The organism is Shewanella sp. S1-49-MNA-CIBAN-0167, assembly GCF_040310145.1.
Lineage (GTDB): Bacteria > Pseudomonadota > Gammaproteobacteria > Enterobacterales > Shewanellaceae > Shewanella > Shewanella psychromarinicola.
In genome coordinates, this window is sequence record NZ_JBEOPO010000059.1 from 1 (window position 1) to 18,894 (window position 18,894).

Below are 18,894 nucleotides of genomic sequence, written 5' to 3' on the forward strand. Positions count from 1 at the left end.
TCACGAAGTGTCTTATAAGCACACAATGACAAGCATCAAGCATTTGAGTAATGCCTTTATATTAAAACGTGACGCTATCACTTTTGTTACAAGCCGAGCCGTTGCTCTTTTTTTTACATAATGTTACTGATTTCTTTGGCTAGTATAGCGTAGATAAAAGCTTTATCGATTTGAAATTGTTGACTGACGCGCTGGCAAGCGACATCAATAACAACCCTAACCCTATGAGGTCGCGGTTTCATTTTTGGAAAGACTAACCATTAAATCGCTTATCTAGAGCGATTATTGATTTAACCGCTAATAGACACTCATCAGGATTAGCTATTGTAAAAGAGTGTCGATAAAGCGTATGTGAAATAAAGTAATGGCGTAAATGGCTAAATCAATAATGTATTATCAATGGCGGTAAATTGCTGACATTGGTCGGTTAGCGACTTTGCGGTAAGGCGCTCAACACTTACTACATGGGTGTAGCATGTGGTCGTTTGGTTGATTTTTTTGAGTAACAAATCAAAATCACCATCACCAGACAGTAAAATAACTTCATCTACCATGGGGGCTATCTCAAGCATATCGATAGTAATACCGACATCCCAATCTCCCTTGGCTGAGCCATCACTACGCTGAATATAAGGCTTAGTTTTAACCGTAAAGCCAATATGTTTTAGCGCATCTTGAAATTTAACCTGTCCGTCATCTGCCGGAGCAATCGCATAGGCGATAGCATGGCTAATATTGCCTTGTGCGGATAAACGTTTATACAAGGCGCGGTAATTAAATGAACGTCCAAAACCTTGCTTACAGGTGTAATAAATATTTTGCACATCTACGAATACGGCAAGGGTTGTCATTATTACACCTGTGAAGGTTAAGGCTGTTGCGCTTTTTGAGCGGCAATGGCGTCATTAAGTTGTGCTTCAACAAACCCTGGTGAGTGAGTTGACGAAGAGATGAGTCGGTACATTGCGGGGATCACCAATAGGGTGACAACGTCGCCAATGCCATATTGAAGAATATCACAGTTGCTACCGCAATACGGTTTTCACTGCCAGATGCGGTAAAGACCATTAGCGGTATTGGATAAAATGCTGCTTTTGGACTCTTTCAATCAATCTGCGATAGAGGGGGATGTTGAACACTGAATCGAACTATTTAAACGACTGGCTGTGTGCGACTTGATTTCGATAAATCGGTAATTAAATAATTAGTAATATCTTTTTTGAGTGTAACTAATGGCTGAATTTTAGTGGCACGTTTTTTTATTTATCGCCTCATATTCAGTTAATATGACTACTTTTTCAGTTTCAAGATGTTTGCCGTCTTGTTGTGGTTTTTGAGTTAATTCATCGATTAAAGAAACAGACTTTTCAATTTTTTTATCGGTTTCGGCTATCGCCGTATTAGCCCTAATAACCTTAGGTAAATAGTGCAATGAATTCGTTATATCGTTGTCGTTCTAAAATAATTGCTTTTTTCCGCACGTCAATGTCATCGGCTTTTCTATTAAATGGTGAAAATTTGCCGTTAACCGTGATGAGCAGGATATCGATATTGTATTGATGTTCAATTTTATTGAGGCTCTGCTTTTCTGCCGAGGTAATGACTTCGATTGCCGGAAATGAGTTGGTACAATAAAACACGGTAAATTGAACCGTATCTCACTGATATCACCGTTAAACTGGCTTACAAGCTGGAATCGTTAAAGCTAGGTAATAAACTGAATTTAATCAGTAAAAAGTAAAAAAAGCTTGGTAATTTATAATGCGGAAGTGATTTTTCGCTTTATAAACAGATTATGGTGTATTGCCCACAATGAATTGGCAAAATGTTGCTATAGGTTGATATTTTTATCGTTTAATCTGAGAATAATCATTCAATACGCTCAAATACAATAAAGCAGAGCGCTAAGGCTCTGCTTTATTGAGTAACATCGTTAGCGGGGCAAAGGCCTGTTTGATAGCCTTTTATTATCCTTAGCTGAGATTACTTATTTAACCGCTTATATTTTAATCGATGCGGTTCTACTACATCGGCGCCTAAGCTATCTTTTAACCAAGTTGAATACTCAGTATAGTTACCTTCATAGAAACTCACTTTACCTTCGTCTCGGTAATCCAGAATATGGGTAGCGATACGGTCAAGGAACCAACGGTCATGTGAAATAACCATCGCACAACCGGGAAACTCTAATAACGCTTCTTCTAGGGCGCGTAATGTTTCTACGTCCAAGTCGTTGGTAGGTTCGTCGAGTAATAATACGTTGCCACCGGCTTGTATTAATTTGGCTAAGTGGACTCGGTTGCGCTCGCCACCCGATAAGGTGCCGATAATTTTTTGCTGATCGCCACCACGGAAGTTAAAACGTCCGACATAAGCACGGCTCGAAATTTCAGTATTATTGATCCGCATAATATCGTGGCCGCCAGAAATCTCTTGCCACACGGTATTTTTATCATTCATTGAATCACGGAACTGCTCAACAGAAGCAATTTGAACTGAGTCACCCACAGAAATCGAGCCACTGTCTGGTTGTTCTTCGCCTGAGATCATTTTGAATAACGTCGACTTACCCGCACCGTTAGCTCCGATAATCCCCACAATGGCGCCCTTGGGAACGGTAAAGGTAAGATCGTCAATCAATACGCGATCACCATAGGATTTTGTTAAGTTAGTCACTTCAATCACTTTATCACCGAGGCGTGGCCCTGGTGGAATAAACAATTCGTTGGTCTCGTTACGTTTTTGGTAATCGTTAGTGTTGAGTTCTTCAAAACGCGCCATACGGGCTTTGCCCTTAGATTGGCGGCCTTTCGCACCTTGACGTATCCATTCTAATTCTTTTGCGATAGTTTTTTGACGAGCACTTTGTGTTGAAGATTCTTGTTGCAAACGGGCATCTTTCTGCTCAAGCCATGAGGAGTAGTTACCTTCCCAGGGGATCCCTTCACCACGGTCGAGTTCTAAAATCCAGCCTGCTGCATTGTCTAAGAAATAGCGGTCATGGGTAATAGCGACTACGGTGCCAGAATACTCTTGTAAAAAGTGCTCTAACCATGCGACGGATTCAGCATCCAAGTGGTTTGTCGGTTCGTCGAGTAATAGCATTTCAGGCTTTTCAAGTAGCAAGCGACAAAGGGCTACCCGTCGACGTTCACCACCGGACAGTACAGCAATTTTTTCATCCCAATCGGGCAGACGTAACGCGTTTGCTGCACGGTCTAGAATATGATCAAGATTGTGTGCATCTTGAGATTGGATGATGGCTTCTAACTCACCTTGTTCTTTGGCTAGGGCATCAAAATCTGCATCGGGTTCAGCATAAGCGGCGTAAACAGCATCTAAACGGATCAATGCATTTTTGGCTTCACTCAGGGCTTCTTCTACGGCCTCGCGAACCGTTTGTTGCTCATTTAAGCGCGGCTCTTGCGGTAAATAACCAATTTTTAGTCCAGGCATTGGACGCGCTTCACCTTCAATTTCGGTATCTATACCGGCCATGATGCGCAGCAATGTCGATTTACCTGAACCGTTTAATCCGAGTACACCAATTTTGGCGCCAGGAAAGAAGCTTAATGAAATGTCTTTCAAAATTTGCTTTTTAGGTGGGACAATTTTACCCACACGAAGCATGCTGTATACAAATTGAGCCATAATTATACTGTCTAATTGTCAACAAAGATGATGATAATTCTACTGTATTATGAGCTGAACTCAACAGGCAATTGTGTGATTTAATCCACAGCGCTTTTTAGGTCAAAAAGAATGAAGGATCTGGCCACTTGGTGCCATAAACATGAATAGTTTTGTATTCAGAACACAGTGAATTTCATGTTGTTTCTACTGTGAATCATCATCGTTGCAGGGTAGAATAACGCGCAACCCTACTATATAGATAATGATGTTGGAGCTAGTATGTTGAAGAAAGCGATGAATATTGCGGATTACGATCCAGAATTATTTAAAGCCATTGAAGATGAAACTTGTCGTCAAGAAGAACACATTGAATTGATTGCATCTGAAAACTATACCAGTCCTCGTGTGATGGAAGCCCAAGGTTCTCAGTTAACCAACAAGTATGCTGAAGGTTATCCAGGTAAGCGTTACTATGGTGGGTGCGAATACGTTGATGTGATTGAAACATTAGCGATTGAACGCGCAAAAGAATTATTTGGTGCAACATATGCGAACGTACAGCCTCATTCCGGTTCGCAAGCAAACAGTGCTGTATTTATGGCGTTATTGCAGCCAGGCGATACCGTTTTAGGGATGAACCTTGCTCATGGTGGTCATTTGACCCACGGTTCACCGGTTAATTTTTCTGGCAAGCTTTACAACATCATTCCCTACGGTATCGATGAGTCTGGCAAAATTGATTATGACGAAATGGAGCGTTTAGCCATTGAACATAAGCCTAAAATGATGATCGGCGGTTTTTCGGCTTTTTCAGGTATTGTTGACTGGGCTAGAATGCGCGAGATTGCCGACAAAATTGGTGCTTATTTGTTTGTTGATATGGCCCACGTGGCAGGCTTAATTGCCGCAGGTGTTTACCCAACGCCAGTGCCTTATGCACATGTGATAACGTCAACAACCCATAAAACATTAGCCGGCCCACGCGGCGGGATTATTATTTCTGCAGCCGATGATGAAGTTTTATATAAAAAACTAAACTCAGCAGTATTCCCTGGTGGTCAGGGTGGTCCTTTAATGCATGTTATCGCAGGTAAAGCGGTCGCATTTAAAGAAGCACTAGAGCCAGAATTTAAACTGTACCAACAGCAAGTGGTTAAAAATGCCAAAGCCATGGTTGAAGTGTTTTTAGCCCGCGGTTACAAAATCGTTTCTGGCGGTACTGAAAACCATTTAATGTTGGTTGACTTAATTGGCCGCGATTTAACCGGTAAAGAAGCCGACGCCGCCTTAGGCAGTGCCAACATTACCGTTAACAAAAATTCAGTGCCTAACGACCCTCGTTCACCGTTTGTGACCTCTGGTGTTCGTATTGGTACACCAGCCATCACTCGTCGCGGCTTTAAAGAAGCTGAAGCGAAAGAATTGACCGGTTGGATTTGTGACATCCTTGATGATGCATCTAATACAGCGGTTATTGAGCGCGTAAAAGGTCAAGTATTGACCTTGTGTGCTCGATTCCCTGTATACGGTTAATCGTATTTGGATGTCTGTTGATACAGGTTTAGGTTAACCTTGTTCACCAAATAGGATAAACTTTAATGGCCGCTAATTGCTAGCGGCCATTTTTTCTGCAGGAGTCCTAATGCATTGCCCTTTTTGTAGCGCGACCGATACCAAAGTGATAGATTCTCGATTAGTGGCTGATGGTCACCAAGTCCGTCGTCGCCGGGAATGTACCGAATGTCATGAACGTTTTACCACCTTTGAAGGCGCTGAATTAGTCATGCCTAGAGTGATAAAACGCGATGGCACCCGACAACCATTTGATGAAGAGAAACTGCGCGGCGGCATGTTGCGTGCCGTTGAAAAACGTCCGGTTTCTATTGATGACATTGATCAAGCGTTGACAAAAATTAAATCAATGCTGCGCGCGACTGGTGAGCGCGAAGTGGATTCGGAAATGATTGGTAATCTTATGATGGAACAGTTGATGAACCTTGATAAGGTGGCTTACATTCGTTTCGCCTCTGTTTATCGTGCGTTTGAAGATGTGTCACAATTTGGTGAGGCCATTGCTAAGTTGCAAAAGTAATGCTGTGTATTGACTGTTTTTAACGGTTATCATGGCATCTAAGCAATAAGAGATTATCTATCATGTCCAACGGGCCTACTTTTGACACCAAAATGATGAGCCGTGCTATAGCGCTTGCCGAGAAAGGCCGTTATACCACTAGGCCCAATCCCTGTGTTGGTTGTGTCATTGTCTATCAGAATAAGATTATCGGTGAGGGTTTCCATCAACGCGCTGGCGAAGGCCACGCTGAAGTCAATGCGCTGAAAATGGTGCTTGATAATGGTCATAGCGCTCAAGGCGCCACCGCCTATGTAACCTTAGAACCTTGCAGTCATTATGGTCGTACGCCGCCTTGCGCTTCAGGGTTAATTAACGCCAAGGTTGCGCGAGTCGTTGTTGCTGTGACCGATGCGAACCCAGAAGTGTCAGGCCGCGGTATCACCATGTTACGTGAGGCTGGAATTAAGGTCGATGTAGGACTACTCAGCCAACAAGCTTATGATCTCAATCTAGGCTTTATGAAGCGCATGAAAACTAGGCTTCCTTGGGTCACGGTTAAAATAGCCGCCAGTTTAGACGGTAAAACAGCCCTGTCTAATGGGGTGTCAAAGTGGATTACCGGCAGTGCTGCACGAGCCGATGTGCAAAAATACCGTGCCAGCCACTGTGCATTAATCACAGGCGTTGAAACAATCCTTATCGATGACCCTAGCCTTAATGTGCGCTATGAGGCGTTAGGTGAGTTAACCACTCGCCATACAAAAGATGAAATTTTCCAACCTTTAAGGGTTGTGCTAGACAGCAGAGCGAGACTGACGGCAACACAAAGGTTATTTTCAATTCAAAGTCCTATTTTACTGGTTTCTGGCTGTCAATATTCCCAAAGTGCTAAAGCTGCTTTTCCACAACACGTTTCTTTTTTACAATTAGAATGTGACTCGTCGGGCAGGATCCCATTGTTAGCTTTGCTAACGTATTTAGGCCAGCATACTAATTCTGTTTTAGTCGAAGCGGGTGCGACCTTAGCTGGGGCGTTTGTCGCTCAAGGCCTCGCCGATGACATTGTGCTTTATCAAGCGCCTAAACTGTTAGGCAGCCATGGACGTAATATGTTGCAGTTACCCGATTACAGTGCCATGGAGCAAACGCCGGCATTGCAATTAATTGATGAGCGCAACGTTGGACAAGATAAGCGTTATATCCTCAGATATAATCAACCCTATTAATGTGGCAGTTGTTTAAGAAAAACCTGAACAACTGCAAAGTTTAAAAGCAAAAAGTGAGTCATTATGTTTACTGGGATAATCGAAGCCCTTGGTACATTACGTAAAATTGATCGCAAAGGTAACGATATCCGCTTAACCGTTGCCAGCGGCAAGTTGGATTTAACCGATGTAAACCTAGGTGATAGCATTGCCACAAATGGCGTGTGCTTGACCGTTGTTGAGCGTTTAGGCGATAGCTACGTTGCGGATATATCGGCTGAAACAGTTGAATTAACTGGTTTTAGTCGTTATCAAGTTGGCCAAAAGGTTAATCTTGAAAAAGCCGTTACGGCGACCACGAGGTTGGGTGGACACATGGTCAGCGGCCACGTTGATGGCATTGCAAAAATTGAGCAATGTGCTTACCGAGGCAAGGCACTTGAGTTTTGGTTATCGGTACCGGTTCAATTAAGTCGCTACATTGCTCACAAAGGATCGGTCACCATTGATGGCGTTAGTTTGACCGTCAATGAAGTTGATGGAACTCGTTTTAGATTAACCATCGTGCCTCATACTGCGGGTGAAACCACGCTGGTGGATCTCAAAGTTGGTGACAGCGTGAACATCGAAGTGGATTTAATTGCCCGCTATTTAGAGCGTTTAATGCAACCTGATGCTAGCCATGCACAGCCGTCATCGGGTGTGACGATGGAATTATTAGCTAAGTCTGGATTTTTGCGCTAATCGCTCCAAGCATAAATATTTATACCCAATGATTATGTACAAGACATTATTCAAAATAACAAATAACAAATACAAATTGATTTAATTATTTAAAATCAAAAAACTTAATAGAGAAAGGTCTGACAATGGCGCTACATAACATAGAAGAAATCATTGAAGATATTCGTCAAGGTAAGATGGTTATCTTGATGGATGATGAAGACAGAGAGAATGAAGGTGATTTGATCATGGCCGCTGATAAAGTGACGCCTGCTGCAATCAATTTCATGGCAACCTATGGCCGCGGATTAATTTGCCAAACCATGACCAAAGAGCGTTGTCAGCAGCTTAACTTGCCTTTAATGGTCACCAACAACAATGCGCAGTTCTCGACTAACTTTACCGTATCAATTGAAGCGGCGACCGGGGTCACAACCGGGATCTCAGCTCATGACCGAGCCGTGACCGTTCAAGTCGCTGTTGCCAAAGATGCCAAAGCCTCTGATTTAGTACAACCTGGGCATATTTTTCCGTTAATGGCACAAGAAGGCGGGGTATTAACGCGTGCTGGCCATACTGAAGCCGGTTGCGATTTAGCGCGCTTAGCTGGCTGTGAACCTTCAGCTGTGATTGTTGAAATTTTAAATGAAGACGGCACCATGGCGCGCTGTCCTGATTTAGAAATATTCAGTCAAAAGCATGGGATTAAAATCGGTACCATTGCAGACCTAATTGAATACCGTAACACCAACGAAACCACGGTTGTACGCGAAGCTCAATGTAAACTACCGACTCGTTTTGGTGATTTTACTATGGTGACATTTAGAGACACTATTGATAATCAATTACACTACGCATTGGTTAAAGATGAAGTGAAGCCTAATTGTTTAGTGCGTGTGCATTTGCAAAACACCTTTAACGATTTACTGCATTCTGAGCGAGATCAAACGCGTAGCTGGCCATTAGAAAAAGCCATGCAACGCATTGCTTTGGAAGGTGGCGTATTGGTGTTACTGGGTAACGTTGAGCATTCAAGTCAGATACTGGCAAAAGTGAAAGCGTTTGAGGCCGAAGATAATGGCCAATCACCAGCAGGAGCAATGTGGCAAGGAACATCACGTCGTGTTGGCGTCGGCTCGCAAATTTTGTCGAGTCTAGGTGTCAGTACAATGCGCTTATTAAGTTCGCCAAAGCGTTACCATTCCTTGTCAGGTTTTGGTTTAGAAGTAACGGATTATATAGCTGAATAATTTTGGCTTATGGTAAATTTAATAATTTCATTAATTGCATAGCGCTCAGGGCTTTCGGCTGTGATATCATAGCGCCTCTTTTTTGCCCCGAGCGGGGTGCTTTAGCTAATTTAGGTAAGATAGAATGAACGTAGTTCAAGGTAATATCGAAGCGAAAAATGCCAAAGTGGCGATTGTAATATCGCGATTCAATAGCTTTTTAGTTGAAAGTCTGCTTGACGGTGCAATAGACACATTAAAGCGTTTCGGCCAGGTCAGTGACGACAACATTACTGTTGTTCGAGTGCCTGGTGCAGTTGAATTACCGCTTGCTGCAAAACGTGTTGCTGCAAGTGGAAAGTTTGACGGGATCATTGCATTAGGTGCTGTCATCCGTGGCGGTACACCTCATTTTGAATTTGTTGCTGGTGAATGTAACAAAGGTCTTGCACAAGTTGCATTAGAGTACGATCTTCCTGTTTCATTCGGTGTATTAACTACAGATACCATTGAGCAAGCTATTGAGCGTTCAGGTACTAAAGCAGGTAACAAAGGTGGCGAAGCTGCCCTTAGTTTGCTTGAAATGGTTAATGTACTGCAACAACTAGAACAACAGCTGTAATAGTAGGAAAAGTATGAAACCTTCAGAGCGCCGTAAGGCCCGCCGTTTAGCCGTTCAAGCCATTTATTCATGGCAGTTAAGTAAAAACAAAGTTGCTGACGTAGAACATGAGTTTTTAACTGAACAGAACACTGACGGTGTTGATGTCGCTTATTTTCGTGAGCTATTAACCGGTGTAGCATCAAAAATATCGCAAATTGATGAGCTGTTAAAGCCACATCTTGATCGTAATTTTGAAGAAGTGTCACCAGTAGAAAAAGCCATTGTGCGTCTGGCAACTTACGAGTTGACCTTCCGTAAAGATGTGCCGTTTAAAGTGGCTATTAACGAAGGTATCGAGTTAGCGAAAGCGTTTGGTGCTGAAGATAGTCACAAATTTGTCAACGGCTTGCTTGATAAGTTAGTGAAGCATAAGTAACACCAGAACGGTATCTTCGGATACCGTTTTCATTTGTTATTAATTGTTTCAAAAATTAAGGTGGACGGTTTACCGTACCAGACTGAATGTGAAAGAATTTCAACTCATCGAACATTACTTCCGCAATAAAGGTCAAAAAAGGCGAGATGTTGAGTTAAGCATCGGCGATGACTGTGCGTTAGTGAATCCTGCGGACAAGAAATCTTTAGCAATTTCTTGTGATACCCTTGTTGAAAATATCCATTTTTTAGCAGACATTCCAGCTCATGCTTTAGGTTATAAATCGCTAGCGGTTAACCTTTCTGATCTTGCCGCAATGGGGGCCGAGCCCGCTTGGTTTACTTTAGCACTGACGTTACCCTGTGTTGATGAACCTTGGTTAGCCCAGTTCAGTGCCGGCCTTTTTGATATTGCTGAATATTATGGTATTGCACTCATTGGTGGTGATACCACCCGTGGTCCGCGCAGTATCAGTATTACGATTAATGGCCAAGTCCCTAAAGGTACAGCATTAACCCGTGCAGGTGCAAAAAGAGGAGACTGGATCTATGTGACGGGAACCCTAGGTGATTCAGCCTTAGGCCTTGATATTATCAGAGGTGTTAAGACCGTTAACGCTGAAGATAAACAATATCTGATTAACCGCCATTATTACCCAACGCCTCGTGTGTTGGCAGGTCAAGCACTACGCACTCTAGCCACAAGCGCTATTGATTTGTCTGATGGCTTAATGTCTGATATTGGACATGTGTTATCGGCATCGAAAGTCGGCGCCATCATTGATGTGGATCTCATTCCTTTATCAAACTCACTTAAAGCCAATCTTAGTCGTGAAGATGCATTAAGTTATGCATTAACTGGCGGTGAAGACTACGAACTTTTATTTACTGTGCCAGAGTCACAACGCGGTGCAATTGATACCGCGCTAATTCATGCTGGGGTGAAGTTTGTTAAAATTGGTCAGATCAGCGCCGGCGATAAATTAAAACTAGTAGAAAATGGGCAAGCATTTACCCCTATTTCACGTGGCTTTGTGCATTTTTAATTGAGTACTATGAGACTATTAACCCAAGATAAATTCGTTAAAAAACTGTCTTTAGCCCACCCAATTCATTTTTTGGCATTAGGCTTTGGCAGCGGTAAAGCGGCCAAAGCGCCGGGTACCTTTGGTACCTTAGCCGCAGTGCCCATAGTGTTGCTCATGCAGCAGTTAAGCTTAACGAATTACCTCATCATCACCTGTATTAGTATGCTTGCCGGATTCTATATTTGTGGGAAAGCGGCTAGAGATATGGGTGTACACGACCATGGCGCTATTGTGTGGGATGAAGTGGTTGGGTTGATGATCACCATGATTGCCGCGCCTTTAGGTTTTATATGGTTAGCTCTCGGTTTTGTATTATTTCGCTTTTTTGACATTATAAAGCCATGGCCTATACGTTGGCTTGATGCCAAAGTGCATGGTGGTTTTGGGATTATGATTGATGATGTATTGGCGGGTGTGTTTTCGTTAATCGGTGTGCAGCTTGCAGTGTATTATCTATAAGTAACCTGAATTTTGGATAACAAACGACTATCAAACAGTCCTTTCCTAACTGAGTTGAAAGACTTACTATTAACGCAACCAGTAACAAGAGGCTGCGTCTTATTAACAAACAACAAGTTTAGATCGATATATGGCTAAGCGTGTTCATTTTATTACCTTCTCATCTTTTATCTCTATTTCAGATTAAGTACTTTATATAAAGATTTATAAACCAAAAAAAAGCATATTTGTGCTCTTTTGTCGCTAACGGTATTAAATAAAATCAGTCGATGTGATGTTATTAAGATGATTTTTCGGTAAGTAGATTAGTTCGCAATTGCTCTAAATCTTTATTTATATTAGTTAAACGTTGCTTATAATCTGTTTCATAAACGGTGCAGTTAAATAGTTTACCAATCGGATTGTAACGTGATATCCATAATTGCTTTATATAATTGTCGAAAGAGCAGTAATCCGGTTTTATGACCGTGTGTTCAGAGGTTGTTGAAACCGGTTCCTTAACTAAGCTAACAATATACTCAGCCATGAGGTTGTCACTGTCTGTGGGCTTATACAAAGCATCTGCTAACCATTTTTCATAAAAAGCTACCTTATCAGACTGCACTTCAATTAACATTTGTTGTCTGACATTTTGAGCAAACTGCCATTCACCAGAAAATACTCTCTCAAAATCGCTATTAGTTAATTCGAATGGCGTTTGCCAAGTTGTGACTTTGTTTGAAACCGCGGTATCGAGTGTCTTAGCTAAGGTGCTGGCAAAGTTAAGTTGAGATTTGATTACGCTAACGGCAATCATATGGTTGAATATAGAGCGAGATGAGTGATAAACCATATTCCAGAATTGAGCATCTTTATTTAAAAATGTTAACAAGGCTTCATTCACGTTAAGGTTAGGGGATCCGTCAAGGTTTATTAAAACGGTAAGTTCACTGATTGTTCGTAATTTAAGTAGTGGCGCCCATTTAAAAAGATTTTCAGGTGTTAAATACTGAATATCTTCTTGCCAATAAGGCATTTCAATCAGCTTGCTATAATGGGTTGCATCGGTTTTGTGTGCATGAATTGCTTGTAAAATACTTTCGTTATTCTTTTCAAGAAATTCATTACAGGTTGCCACATCAGTTTGATAACACGATTTTTTGTAATCGCGTAGTAGTTGATCTTCTTCATCATTGAAACTTAATGTAGTGGCCACTTCTTTAGCCGTTACATCCTGAAAAATGCCGATAAAAGTTTGTAAATATACAAAACCATTTTCGCTTGGATCGATAGGCTGTTGCTTTAGCCAGTTTTCAACTAATAGCGTGTTAGGTGACTTTGTTCTGTCTGTTGCATTAATGGCCACTAAACAGACAACAATAAAGACCAGTAAGCTACATATTAGCCCGACAAAAACACCCAAGCCCTTTATTACTTTCAGCATTATGATTTATCCGTAAATCCATGTTAACTTTACATTAACATATTGATTTGCTTTTTATAAGTGCATAACGATTATTGCAACAACTCACGGGCATTAGCCAAGGTATTTTCGGTAATGACATCACCACCTAATAAGCGCGCAAGTTCATTCACCCGTTGATCTTTATCCAAGGCCTGCATGGTGGTTTCTGTACTACCTGCTTTATTGAATTTGTTGACAAACATATGCTGATGACCGTTACCCGCCACTTGTGGCAAATGAGTCACGCACAAAACTTGAGTCGACTCGCCAAGGCTGCGTAACATACGGCCAACAACCGAAGCGGTAGGACCCGAAATGCCCACATCCACTTCATCAAAAATAAGCGTCGGAGTGGCGACTTTTCTGGCGGTAATCACCTGAATGCCTAAGCCAATGCGTGATAGTTCGCCGCCTGAGGCTACTTTTGAAATAGGTTGCAAAGGTTGGCCGGGATTAGTGGTAACCATAAACTCAATTTGGTCGCAACCATTTAAGCTGATATTAGTTGCTTCATAGTTAACCTGAATATAGAACTTGCCCTTAGGCATATTCAATTCATGGATTGACTGAGTGACCAATTTATCGAGTTCTTTAGCATAACGGCTACGGCTTTGACTTAGTTTTTGTGCATTGGTTAAATAGGCATTTCTGGTGGCTTCAAGTTGCTGTCTTATACCATCTAATTTAGTTTCGTCGTCAGCAAGTTCGGCCAATTCACTCATCAATGCTTGATGATGTAGCGCCAACTTATCAGCACTCACATGATGCTTACGCGCCAATTGCATTGCCGTTGAAAGGCGTTTTTCTAAATAGGCAAAATGTTCTGGATCAAGCTCTAAACTGCTTAAATAACTTTCAATTTCGCTAGCGCTTTCTTGTACTTGAATTAACGCATCGCTGATCATAGTGCCGATAGGAGCAAGGGATTCATCATAGCCTTGAAGCGTATCAGCAATACTGGCCACTTTATTAAGCAGCGATTCTATATTGCCTTCATCACTTTCGGTCAATAAATGTAAACCAGCTTGGCAACGTTCAATTAAATCTGTGCCATTGGCTAAGCGTTTGTGTTCTTGTTCTATTTCATCAAATTCTTCCAAGCCTAAGTTGAACTCATTAAGCTCTTCTACTTGATATTGCAGCAGCTGTTGACGCGAAATGCGTTCGTGCTGAGCTTGCTCAAGATGCTTTAGCTCGTTTTCCACTTGCTTGCAGCGCTGATAGCTGGCACTGACGGCATCAAGTAACAACTTGTGGTTAGCGTAGCTGTCGAGTAAGGCTAACTGATGATCATTTTTAAGCATGGCATGGTGAGCATGTTGGCCATGAATGCCTATCAGGAGTTGACCAACGGCTTTTAATTGCGAAACCGGGACCGGATTACTATTAATATAGGCTCTAGATCGGCCATCATTATTAATGGTTCGACGTAAAATACATCCATCTTCAGCATCGAGATCGTTATCTTCAAGCCAGCGTTTAGCTAAAGGGACATCGTGGAGCGTAAACCGCGCGCTCACTTCAGTTTTCGTTGCGCCGGGTCTGATGGTATTGGCATCACTGCGATTACCAAGACATAACCCAAGGGCATCGATAGCAATCGATTTACCTGCACCGGTTTCTCCGGTGATGCTTGTCATACCGGCTTTAAAGTCGAGTTCTAAAAAACGCACGATAGCAAAATTATTGATGCTGAGTTGGCAAAGCATAATGAATCCCTTTCAATGAAGCGACTAAACCACTGTATTGATAAACAGTATATACTGTTTTTATATACAGTAAAGTGGTTGGCATAAAAATATCACTGATTATTTTATCGCCTTAACTCGGTCAATTATCAAGCATATGATTTTAAAAGTGTTTCTATTATAGGCAAACTAATAAAAGTGACTAATGTGCCATATAAAATCCCTTGGGCACTGCCATTGGCATTAATTTGGTATCGGTCTGCCAATAAATACACACTTGCTGCAGTTGGTAAGGCTGCTAACAGGACTCCCATAGTCAGTAACTCGTGTTCTACGCCGAAGAGTTTGAGTAATCCAAAGGCAATAAGGGGCTGAATAATTATCTTGAGTAAGTTGATTAAACTCAGTTCTGCAATCAAGCTAAGACTGAACATGTTCGTGATTGACTGATGCCGTAACGCTTTGGCAAGTACCATTCCGATGGCAAACAGTGCACAAGGACTGGAGGTGTTTCCCACTTGGTGCAGCACTAACGCCAAGCTAGCGGGTAAGGTGATATGAAATGCCGATAGGCCTATGCCAATAAGACTGCCGACCACTATCGGGTTTTTATACAGTGCATTAGCCATGATGATGATGGCATGGTCGGTTGATTGTTTATTACGGCTGGCCAGTTCAATAGAGACTAAAGCAAACGCGAACATGAACACCGACAGCAAGCTGGCAATCGCTGCGGCCACTAATGCCATTTTGTGACCCGGGAACAATAGGCTCAGCAATGGAATACCAATAAATGCAGTATTGCCAAATGTGGCGTTTAACGCCCGCATTGCGGCAACCGCTTGCTGCTTAGGCTTGCACCATAGTGATACGCCAATGACCAGCGCATAAGTAATGATCATCGCCAAGCTAAAGCCACCAACAAAGCCCCACTGAATAATGTCTTCAATGTGAGTTTCAGCTAAAACAATGAGTAAAATCGCTGGGAAGGCTATGTAATAGACAAATTGATTGAGGATCAGATCGGTGTCTGGTGGTAAAAGTCTCAATTTCTGAATGATACTGCCGAGAAGCATAATTATAAATACAGCGATTAGCGGGGTAAGAATACTGGACATTCCTCGCAATTCCTTAGCAAAGTGATAATAAGATCACTGTACTGCTTTTTGATAGCAGGATGCAATTAGGCTAAAGTTAAACGAGCGTTTATTTTTGATTTTAAGCTAAAACAGGCCTTTAATACTTTTGATTGGGTAAATATTGTTCATTTAGCGTAAAAAATCACTAAAAAAGTTACTTGTTTTCTTCGATGCGATAATCGTACTAATAATAATCCCCGCCGAGCTTAATGACCGGTCATTCACGTCCAGTTATCGGTTTCTCTATGTGGGTTGCTGCCGCTGACACTGTGATAAAAAATTTTGGCTATGACGCTCAATAAAAAGCCTGGAATAGTTTCCAGGCTAAGTAAAATCTATTGATAGTATTGCTATAGACTAATGCCGATATTAGACACACCCGTTTCGATAATATCTTTACGTAAACCTTTAACCAACTCGATGTTGATCTCAGGATTGGCTTCGATAATGTCGAGTAACATACCTTGTAATTGTTTTTCTTCTTCCATTACTGGGTGTGAAAACACAAATTCATCCAGCGCTTCATCCATTAATGATTCCTCACTAATAGCCTCAATGTAGTTAGCCACAGTACTTGATGATAACTTACTGATATTAGTAATATCTTCTTCAATTTTTCCGTCTATTGCACCCATTAAAGTGGCAATGGCCACTGCAGCATCCATGGCGGGATAAGCACCATAGGCTTCAAATTGGCTTGGATCAGGGGTGTTTTCATCCAGACGTTGCAAATGCACATCAATATTGAATTTAAGCTTTTTGTCATATTGGCTTTGCCATAATAACTCTAATGCCGTGCTTAGGACCTGTGGTTGGCCAAACTCACAGACTTCAGAAAACAGTTGGTAGTTGGGCAGCATTCGTTGGCACAGTGCGAGGGCAAAAAGCTGCTTTTGAGGTAACGATAATGCCTTTAGGCGTTTAAAAAAACCGGTTTTACTGGTCATGGGGTACATCCACTGATAGCTGGTTTATTACTTGATTTGCTGCCGATTCTACCTTAGTTAACTCATCAAGTAACTCTAGTATTTCAGGTTCTAAGTCATCGATGTCAATTTTATGCTTTAATCCTGACTCAATATCCCTACACAGCTTTTGTGTTGTCGGTACGCCGCAATAACATGTTGCACCATGCAGCTTATGTACGGCTTGGAGTAATGTCTGTGCGTCTCTGGCTATGAATGCTGTATCGATAGCGGCTGTTGTTTCGGGTAATGAATGAACCAACATCTTTAACATATCTAAGGCTAAATCTGTTTTTTGGTTCGCTTGGGTTAAACACAAATCCCAATTTAGTACATGGGAATCAAAATGGGTCAATTGTGGTTTAGTTATCCAGCGGCTAATCACCCCTTTTAGTGATAGTTCATCAATGGGTTTGGGTAAAAAACCATCCATACCACTGGCTAAAATATTGTTACGCTCTTCGGCGATAGCGTGTGCCGTTACTGCAATGATGGGCGTATTACGATTGAGTGATTCTGAGCGTATTTGCTGGGTTGCGCTAATGCCGTCAGTTCCAGGCATTTGAATATCCATAAAGATTAAGTCAAACGCTTGTGCCTTAGTTTGCTTTATCGCATCGTCGCCATTATTGACTGTGACCACATTCTCAACTAATTCTTTGAGTAAAGTATCAATTAACTTTAGATTGGCCATATTATCGTCAACGGCTAATACCGATGCTTTCAGGCGTGGCGATGGGTCTGGGCTAATCAGTTCAGGGAGACGCACTGAAGTTGAAGGCACCGGAGGATAGATTAAATGATGTGCTAGGGTAAAATCGCTGACTGGAGTGTTGAGTAATACATCTGCATTGGCTTTGAGCACATTGATGATCATGTCTTGATTTAAACAGTCATGCAATAAAATAAGGCAGTCGGTATGCTGCCTGGCTTGTTGCAAGAAATGGATAAAGACCGTATTGTCCGCAAAACCATGACAGCTCATGATGATGTAATCAAACTTGCTGGTTTTACTTTGTAATACTGATGTGAGGTTTTCTAGATTTGCAACATTAGTGATAATTAATTGCCATGACACTAAGCGGCGATTTAATGTATCGCGGGTTAATTCCCGAGGCTCATACAACAATACTGATTTATGTTGCAATACATCAACGGTAAGTACTTCACCAATTTCGAATTGACTAATCCCAAGCGGCAGAATAAACCAGAAATTTGAGCCTTTATTTGGCGCAGAGGTAAAGCCTATTTGGCCACCCATTTGGTTAATTAAGCGTTTGGTGATCACCAAGCCTAGTCCTGTGCCGCCAAAGCGGCGTGAGATAGATGAGTCGGCCTGGCCAAATGCTTGGAATAGATACTCTTGTTGGCTTTCATTAACACCAATACCGGTATCGATAATTTCGCAGCGTAAGGTGATGTTATCTTCGTCTTGACCTACCAAGTGTATCTTGAGTATTACGCTGCCCTTGTCGGTAAATTTGATAGCGTTACCGACTAAGTTGGTAATAATTTGACTGACTCTCATCGCGTCACCACTGACGCTCTCTGGTACATTCGCGTCGATGTCGATAACCAGTTCTAGGCCTTTCTCTTGGGCGCTACCAGCTATAATCGTCAAGGTTTCTGTGAGTGTTTCACGTAGTGCGAATGGCATTTTCTCTAATACCATTTTACCGGCTTCTAGTTTCGAGAAATCGAGAATGTCGTTGATAATGCCGAGTAAGTTACTGGCACTGCGTTCAATGGTTTTAATGTAGTCGAGCTGGCTGGTATGCAATGGTGTTTTGAGTAGCTGCTTTGCAAATCCAATGACGCCATTAAGTGGTGTTCGTAACTCATGGGACATGTTAGCTAAAAATTCAGATTTTATACGGCTCGCTTCAAGGGCCCGTTTTTTGGCAATGTCGAGCTCAACGTTTTGAATTTCAATCTGTTCAAGGGTTTCACGTAAATCTGAGGTGGCTTGATCAATGTTTTGCTGCATTTCATCGTGATATTCTGACAATGAGCCTGCCATTGCGTTGATGCCTCGTTTAAGCAAGTCAAGTTCACCAATTAAGTTGCCTTCTAGGCGAGTATCAAGCTTACCTTCACGGATTTTGGCGACTACACGAACCATTTCTGTAATGGTCGGATAGGCGACACCTGTTACCAAGTGCCGCCCTCCTAAGAACCGTACGTGCAACTTTCACTGCATACGGCTCA

The 18,894-nt window shown here is 42.0% G+C and carries 17 protein-coding genes and 1 pseudogene; 9 read left to right on the top strand and 9 right to left on the bottom strand.

What is annotated here, in order from left to right; genetic code table 11:
* Window positions 1-377: 377 nt before the first annotated feature.
* From AAEZ00_RS19470 to ettA, 4 genes and pseudogenes are all read right to left on the bottom strand, one after another.
* The gene (locus tag AAEZ00_RS19470; RefSeq protein ID WP_101032479.1) at window positions 378-851 is read right to left on the bottom strand and encodes a LabA-like NYN domain-containing protein; all 474 of its coding nucleotides are present in this window, start codon (window positions 849-851) and stop codon (window positions 378-380) included.
* 17 nt (window positions 852-868) lie between these two features.
* Window positions 869-1,059 (bottom strand): annotated as a pseudogene (locus AAEZ00_RS19475) (hypothetical protein); the annotation flags it as partial.
* Window positions 1,060-1,415: 356 nt separating this feature from the next.
* Complete coding sequence (locus AAEZ00_RS19480) at window positions 1,416-1,640, bottom strand: hypothetical protein (protein WP_351089539.1); 225 nt, start codon at window positions 1,638-1,640, stop codon at window positions 1,416-1,418.
* 343 nt (window positions 1,641-1,983) lie between these two features.
* On the bottom strand, window positions 1,984-3,651 hold the full coding sequence (gene ettA / locus AAEZ00_RS19485; protein WP_351078473.1) for an energy-dependent translational throttle protein EttA: 1,668 nt from the start codon (window positions 3,649-3,651) through the stop codon (window positions 1,984-1,986).
* 261 nt (window positions 3,652-3,912) lie between these two features.
* On the opposite strand from ettA, the gene glyA reads away from it, so the two are divergent.
* The 9 genes from glyA (at window position 3,913) to AAEZ00_RS19530 (ending at window position 11,450) form a co-directional block, all read left to right on the top strand.
* Window positions 3,913-5,166 carry a serine hydroxymethyltransferase gene (gene glyA / locus AAEZ00_RS19490; protein ID WP_351089541.1) on the top strand — a complete coding sequence of 418 codons (1,254 nt, stop codon included), beginning with the start codon at window positions 3,913-3,915 and terminating at the stop codon, window positions 5,164-5,166.
* 109 nt (window positions 5,167-5,275) lie between these two features.
* Window positions 5,276-5,725 (top strand): transcriptional regulator NrdR, encoded by a 450-nt coding sequence (gene nrdR / locus AAEZ00_RS19495; RefSeq protein WP_101032476.1) that lies wholly within the window; start codon window positions 5,276-5,278, stop codon window positions 5,723-5,725.
* A 62-nt stretch (window positions 5,726-5,787) separates the two neighbouring features.
* Window positions 5,788-6,933 (top strand): bifunctional diaminohydroxyphosphoribosylaminopyrimidine deaminase/5-amino-6-(5-phosphoribosylamino)uracil reductase RibD, encoded by a 1,146-nt coding sequence (ribD, locus tag AAEZ00_RS19500; RefSeq protein WP_351089543.1) that lies wholly within the window; start codon window positions 5,788-5,790, stop codon window positions 6,931-6,933.
* Between the two features lie 63 nt (window positions 6,934-6,996).
* Window positions 6,997-7,656 (top strand): riboflavin synthase, encoded by a 660-nt coding sequence (locus AAEZ00_RS19505; protein WP_101032474.1) that lies wholly within the window; start codon window positions 6,997-6,999, stop codon window positions 7,654-7,656.
* A gap of 125 nt (window positions 7,657-7,781) precedes the next feature.
* Window positions 7,782-8,885 carry a bifunctional 3,4-dihydroxy-2-butanone-4-phosphate synthase/GTP cyclohydrolase II gene (gene ribBA, locus AAEZ00_RS19510; protein WP_101032473.1) on the top strand — a complete coding sequence of 368 codons (1,104 nt, stop codon included), beginning with the start codon at window positions 7,782-7,784 and terminating at the stop codon, window positions 8,883-8,885.
* 124 nt (window positions 8,886-9,009) lie between these two features.
* Window positions 9,010-9,486: a 6,7-dimethyl-8-ribityllumazine synthase gene (ribH, locus tag AAEZ00_RS19515; RefSeq protein ID WP_011636512.1), complete on the top strand. Its 477-nt coding sequence runs from the start codon at window positions 9,010-9,012 to the stop codon at window positions 9,484-9,486.
* A 13-nt stretch (window positions 9,487-9,499) separates the two neighbouring features.
* Window positions 9,500-9,904 carry a transcription antitermination factor NusB gene (gene nusB / locus AAEZ00_RS19520; RefSeq protein ID WP_101032472.1) on the top strand — a complete coding sequence of 135 codons (405 nt, stop codon included), beginning with the start codon at window positions 9,500-9,502 and terminating at the stop codon, window positions 9,902-9,904.
* An 88-nt stretch (window positions 9,905-9,992) separates the two neighbouring features.
* The gene (thiL, locus tag AAEZ00_RS19525; RefSeq protein ID WP_124012045.1) at window positions 9,993-10,949 is read left to right on the top strand and encodes a thiamine-phosphate kinase; all 957 of its coding nucleotides are present in this window, start codon (window positions 9,993-9,995) and stop codon (window positions 10,947-10,949) included.
* A 9-nt stretch (window positions 10,950-10,958) separates the two neighbouring features.
* Window positions 10,959-11,450: a phosphatidylglycerophosphatase A family protein gene (locus AAEZ00_RS19530; RefSeq protein WP_124012044.1), complete on the top strand. Its 492-nt coding sequence runs from the start codon at window positions 10,959-10,961 to the stop codon at window positions 11,448-11,450.
* A gap of 280 nt (window positions 11,451-11,730) precedes the next feature.
* On the opposite strand, the gene AAEZ00_RS19535 is transcribed toward AAEZ00_RS19530, so the two are convergent.
* The 5 genes from AAEZ00_RS19535 to barA all read right to left on the bottom strand — a co-directional run bounded on the left by AAEZ00_RS19535 (window position 11,731) and on the right by barA (window position 18,844).
* A complete protein-coding gene (locus AAEZ00_RS19535) occupies window positions 11,731-12,873 on the bottom strand; it encodes a hypothetical protein (protein ID WP_351089545.1) in 1,143 nt (380 codons plus the stop codon).
* A 71-nt stretch (window positions 12,874-12,944) separates the two neighbouring features.
* A complete protein-coding gene (gene recN / locus AAEZ00_RS19540; RefSeq protein WP_124012042.1) occupies window positions 12,945-14,603 on the bottom strand; it encodes a DNA repair protein RecN in 1,659 nt (552 codons plus the stop codon).
* Window positions 14,604-14,731: 128 nt separating this feature from the next.
* On the bottom strand, window positions 14,732-15,700 hold the full coding sequence (locus tag AAEZ00_RS19545; protein WP_101032467.1) for an AEC family transporter: 969 nt from the start codon (window positions 15,698-15,700) through the stop codon (window positions 14,732-14,734).
* 371 nt (window positions 15,701-16,071) lie between these two features.
* On the bottom strand, window positions 16,072-16,668 hold the full coding sequence (locus AAEZ00_RS19550; protein WP_101032466.1) for a YjaG family protein: 597 nt from the start codon (window positions 16,666-16,668) through the stop codon (window positions 16,072-16,074).
* Window positions 16,658-18,844: a two-component sensor histidine kinase BarA gene (barA, locus tag AAEZ00_RS19555; protein WP_502959341.1), complete on the bottom strand. Its 2,187-nt coding sequence runs from the start codon at window positions 18,842-18,844 to the stop codon at window positions 16,658-16,660. The genes AAEZ00_RS19550 and barA overlap by 11 nt, the downstream gene beginning before the upstream one ends.
* Window positions 18,845-18,894 lie beyond the last annotated feature (50 nt).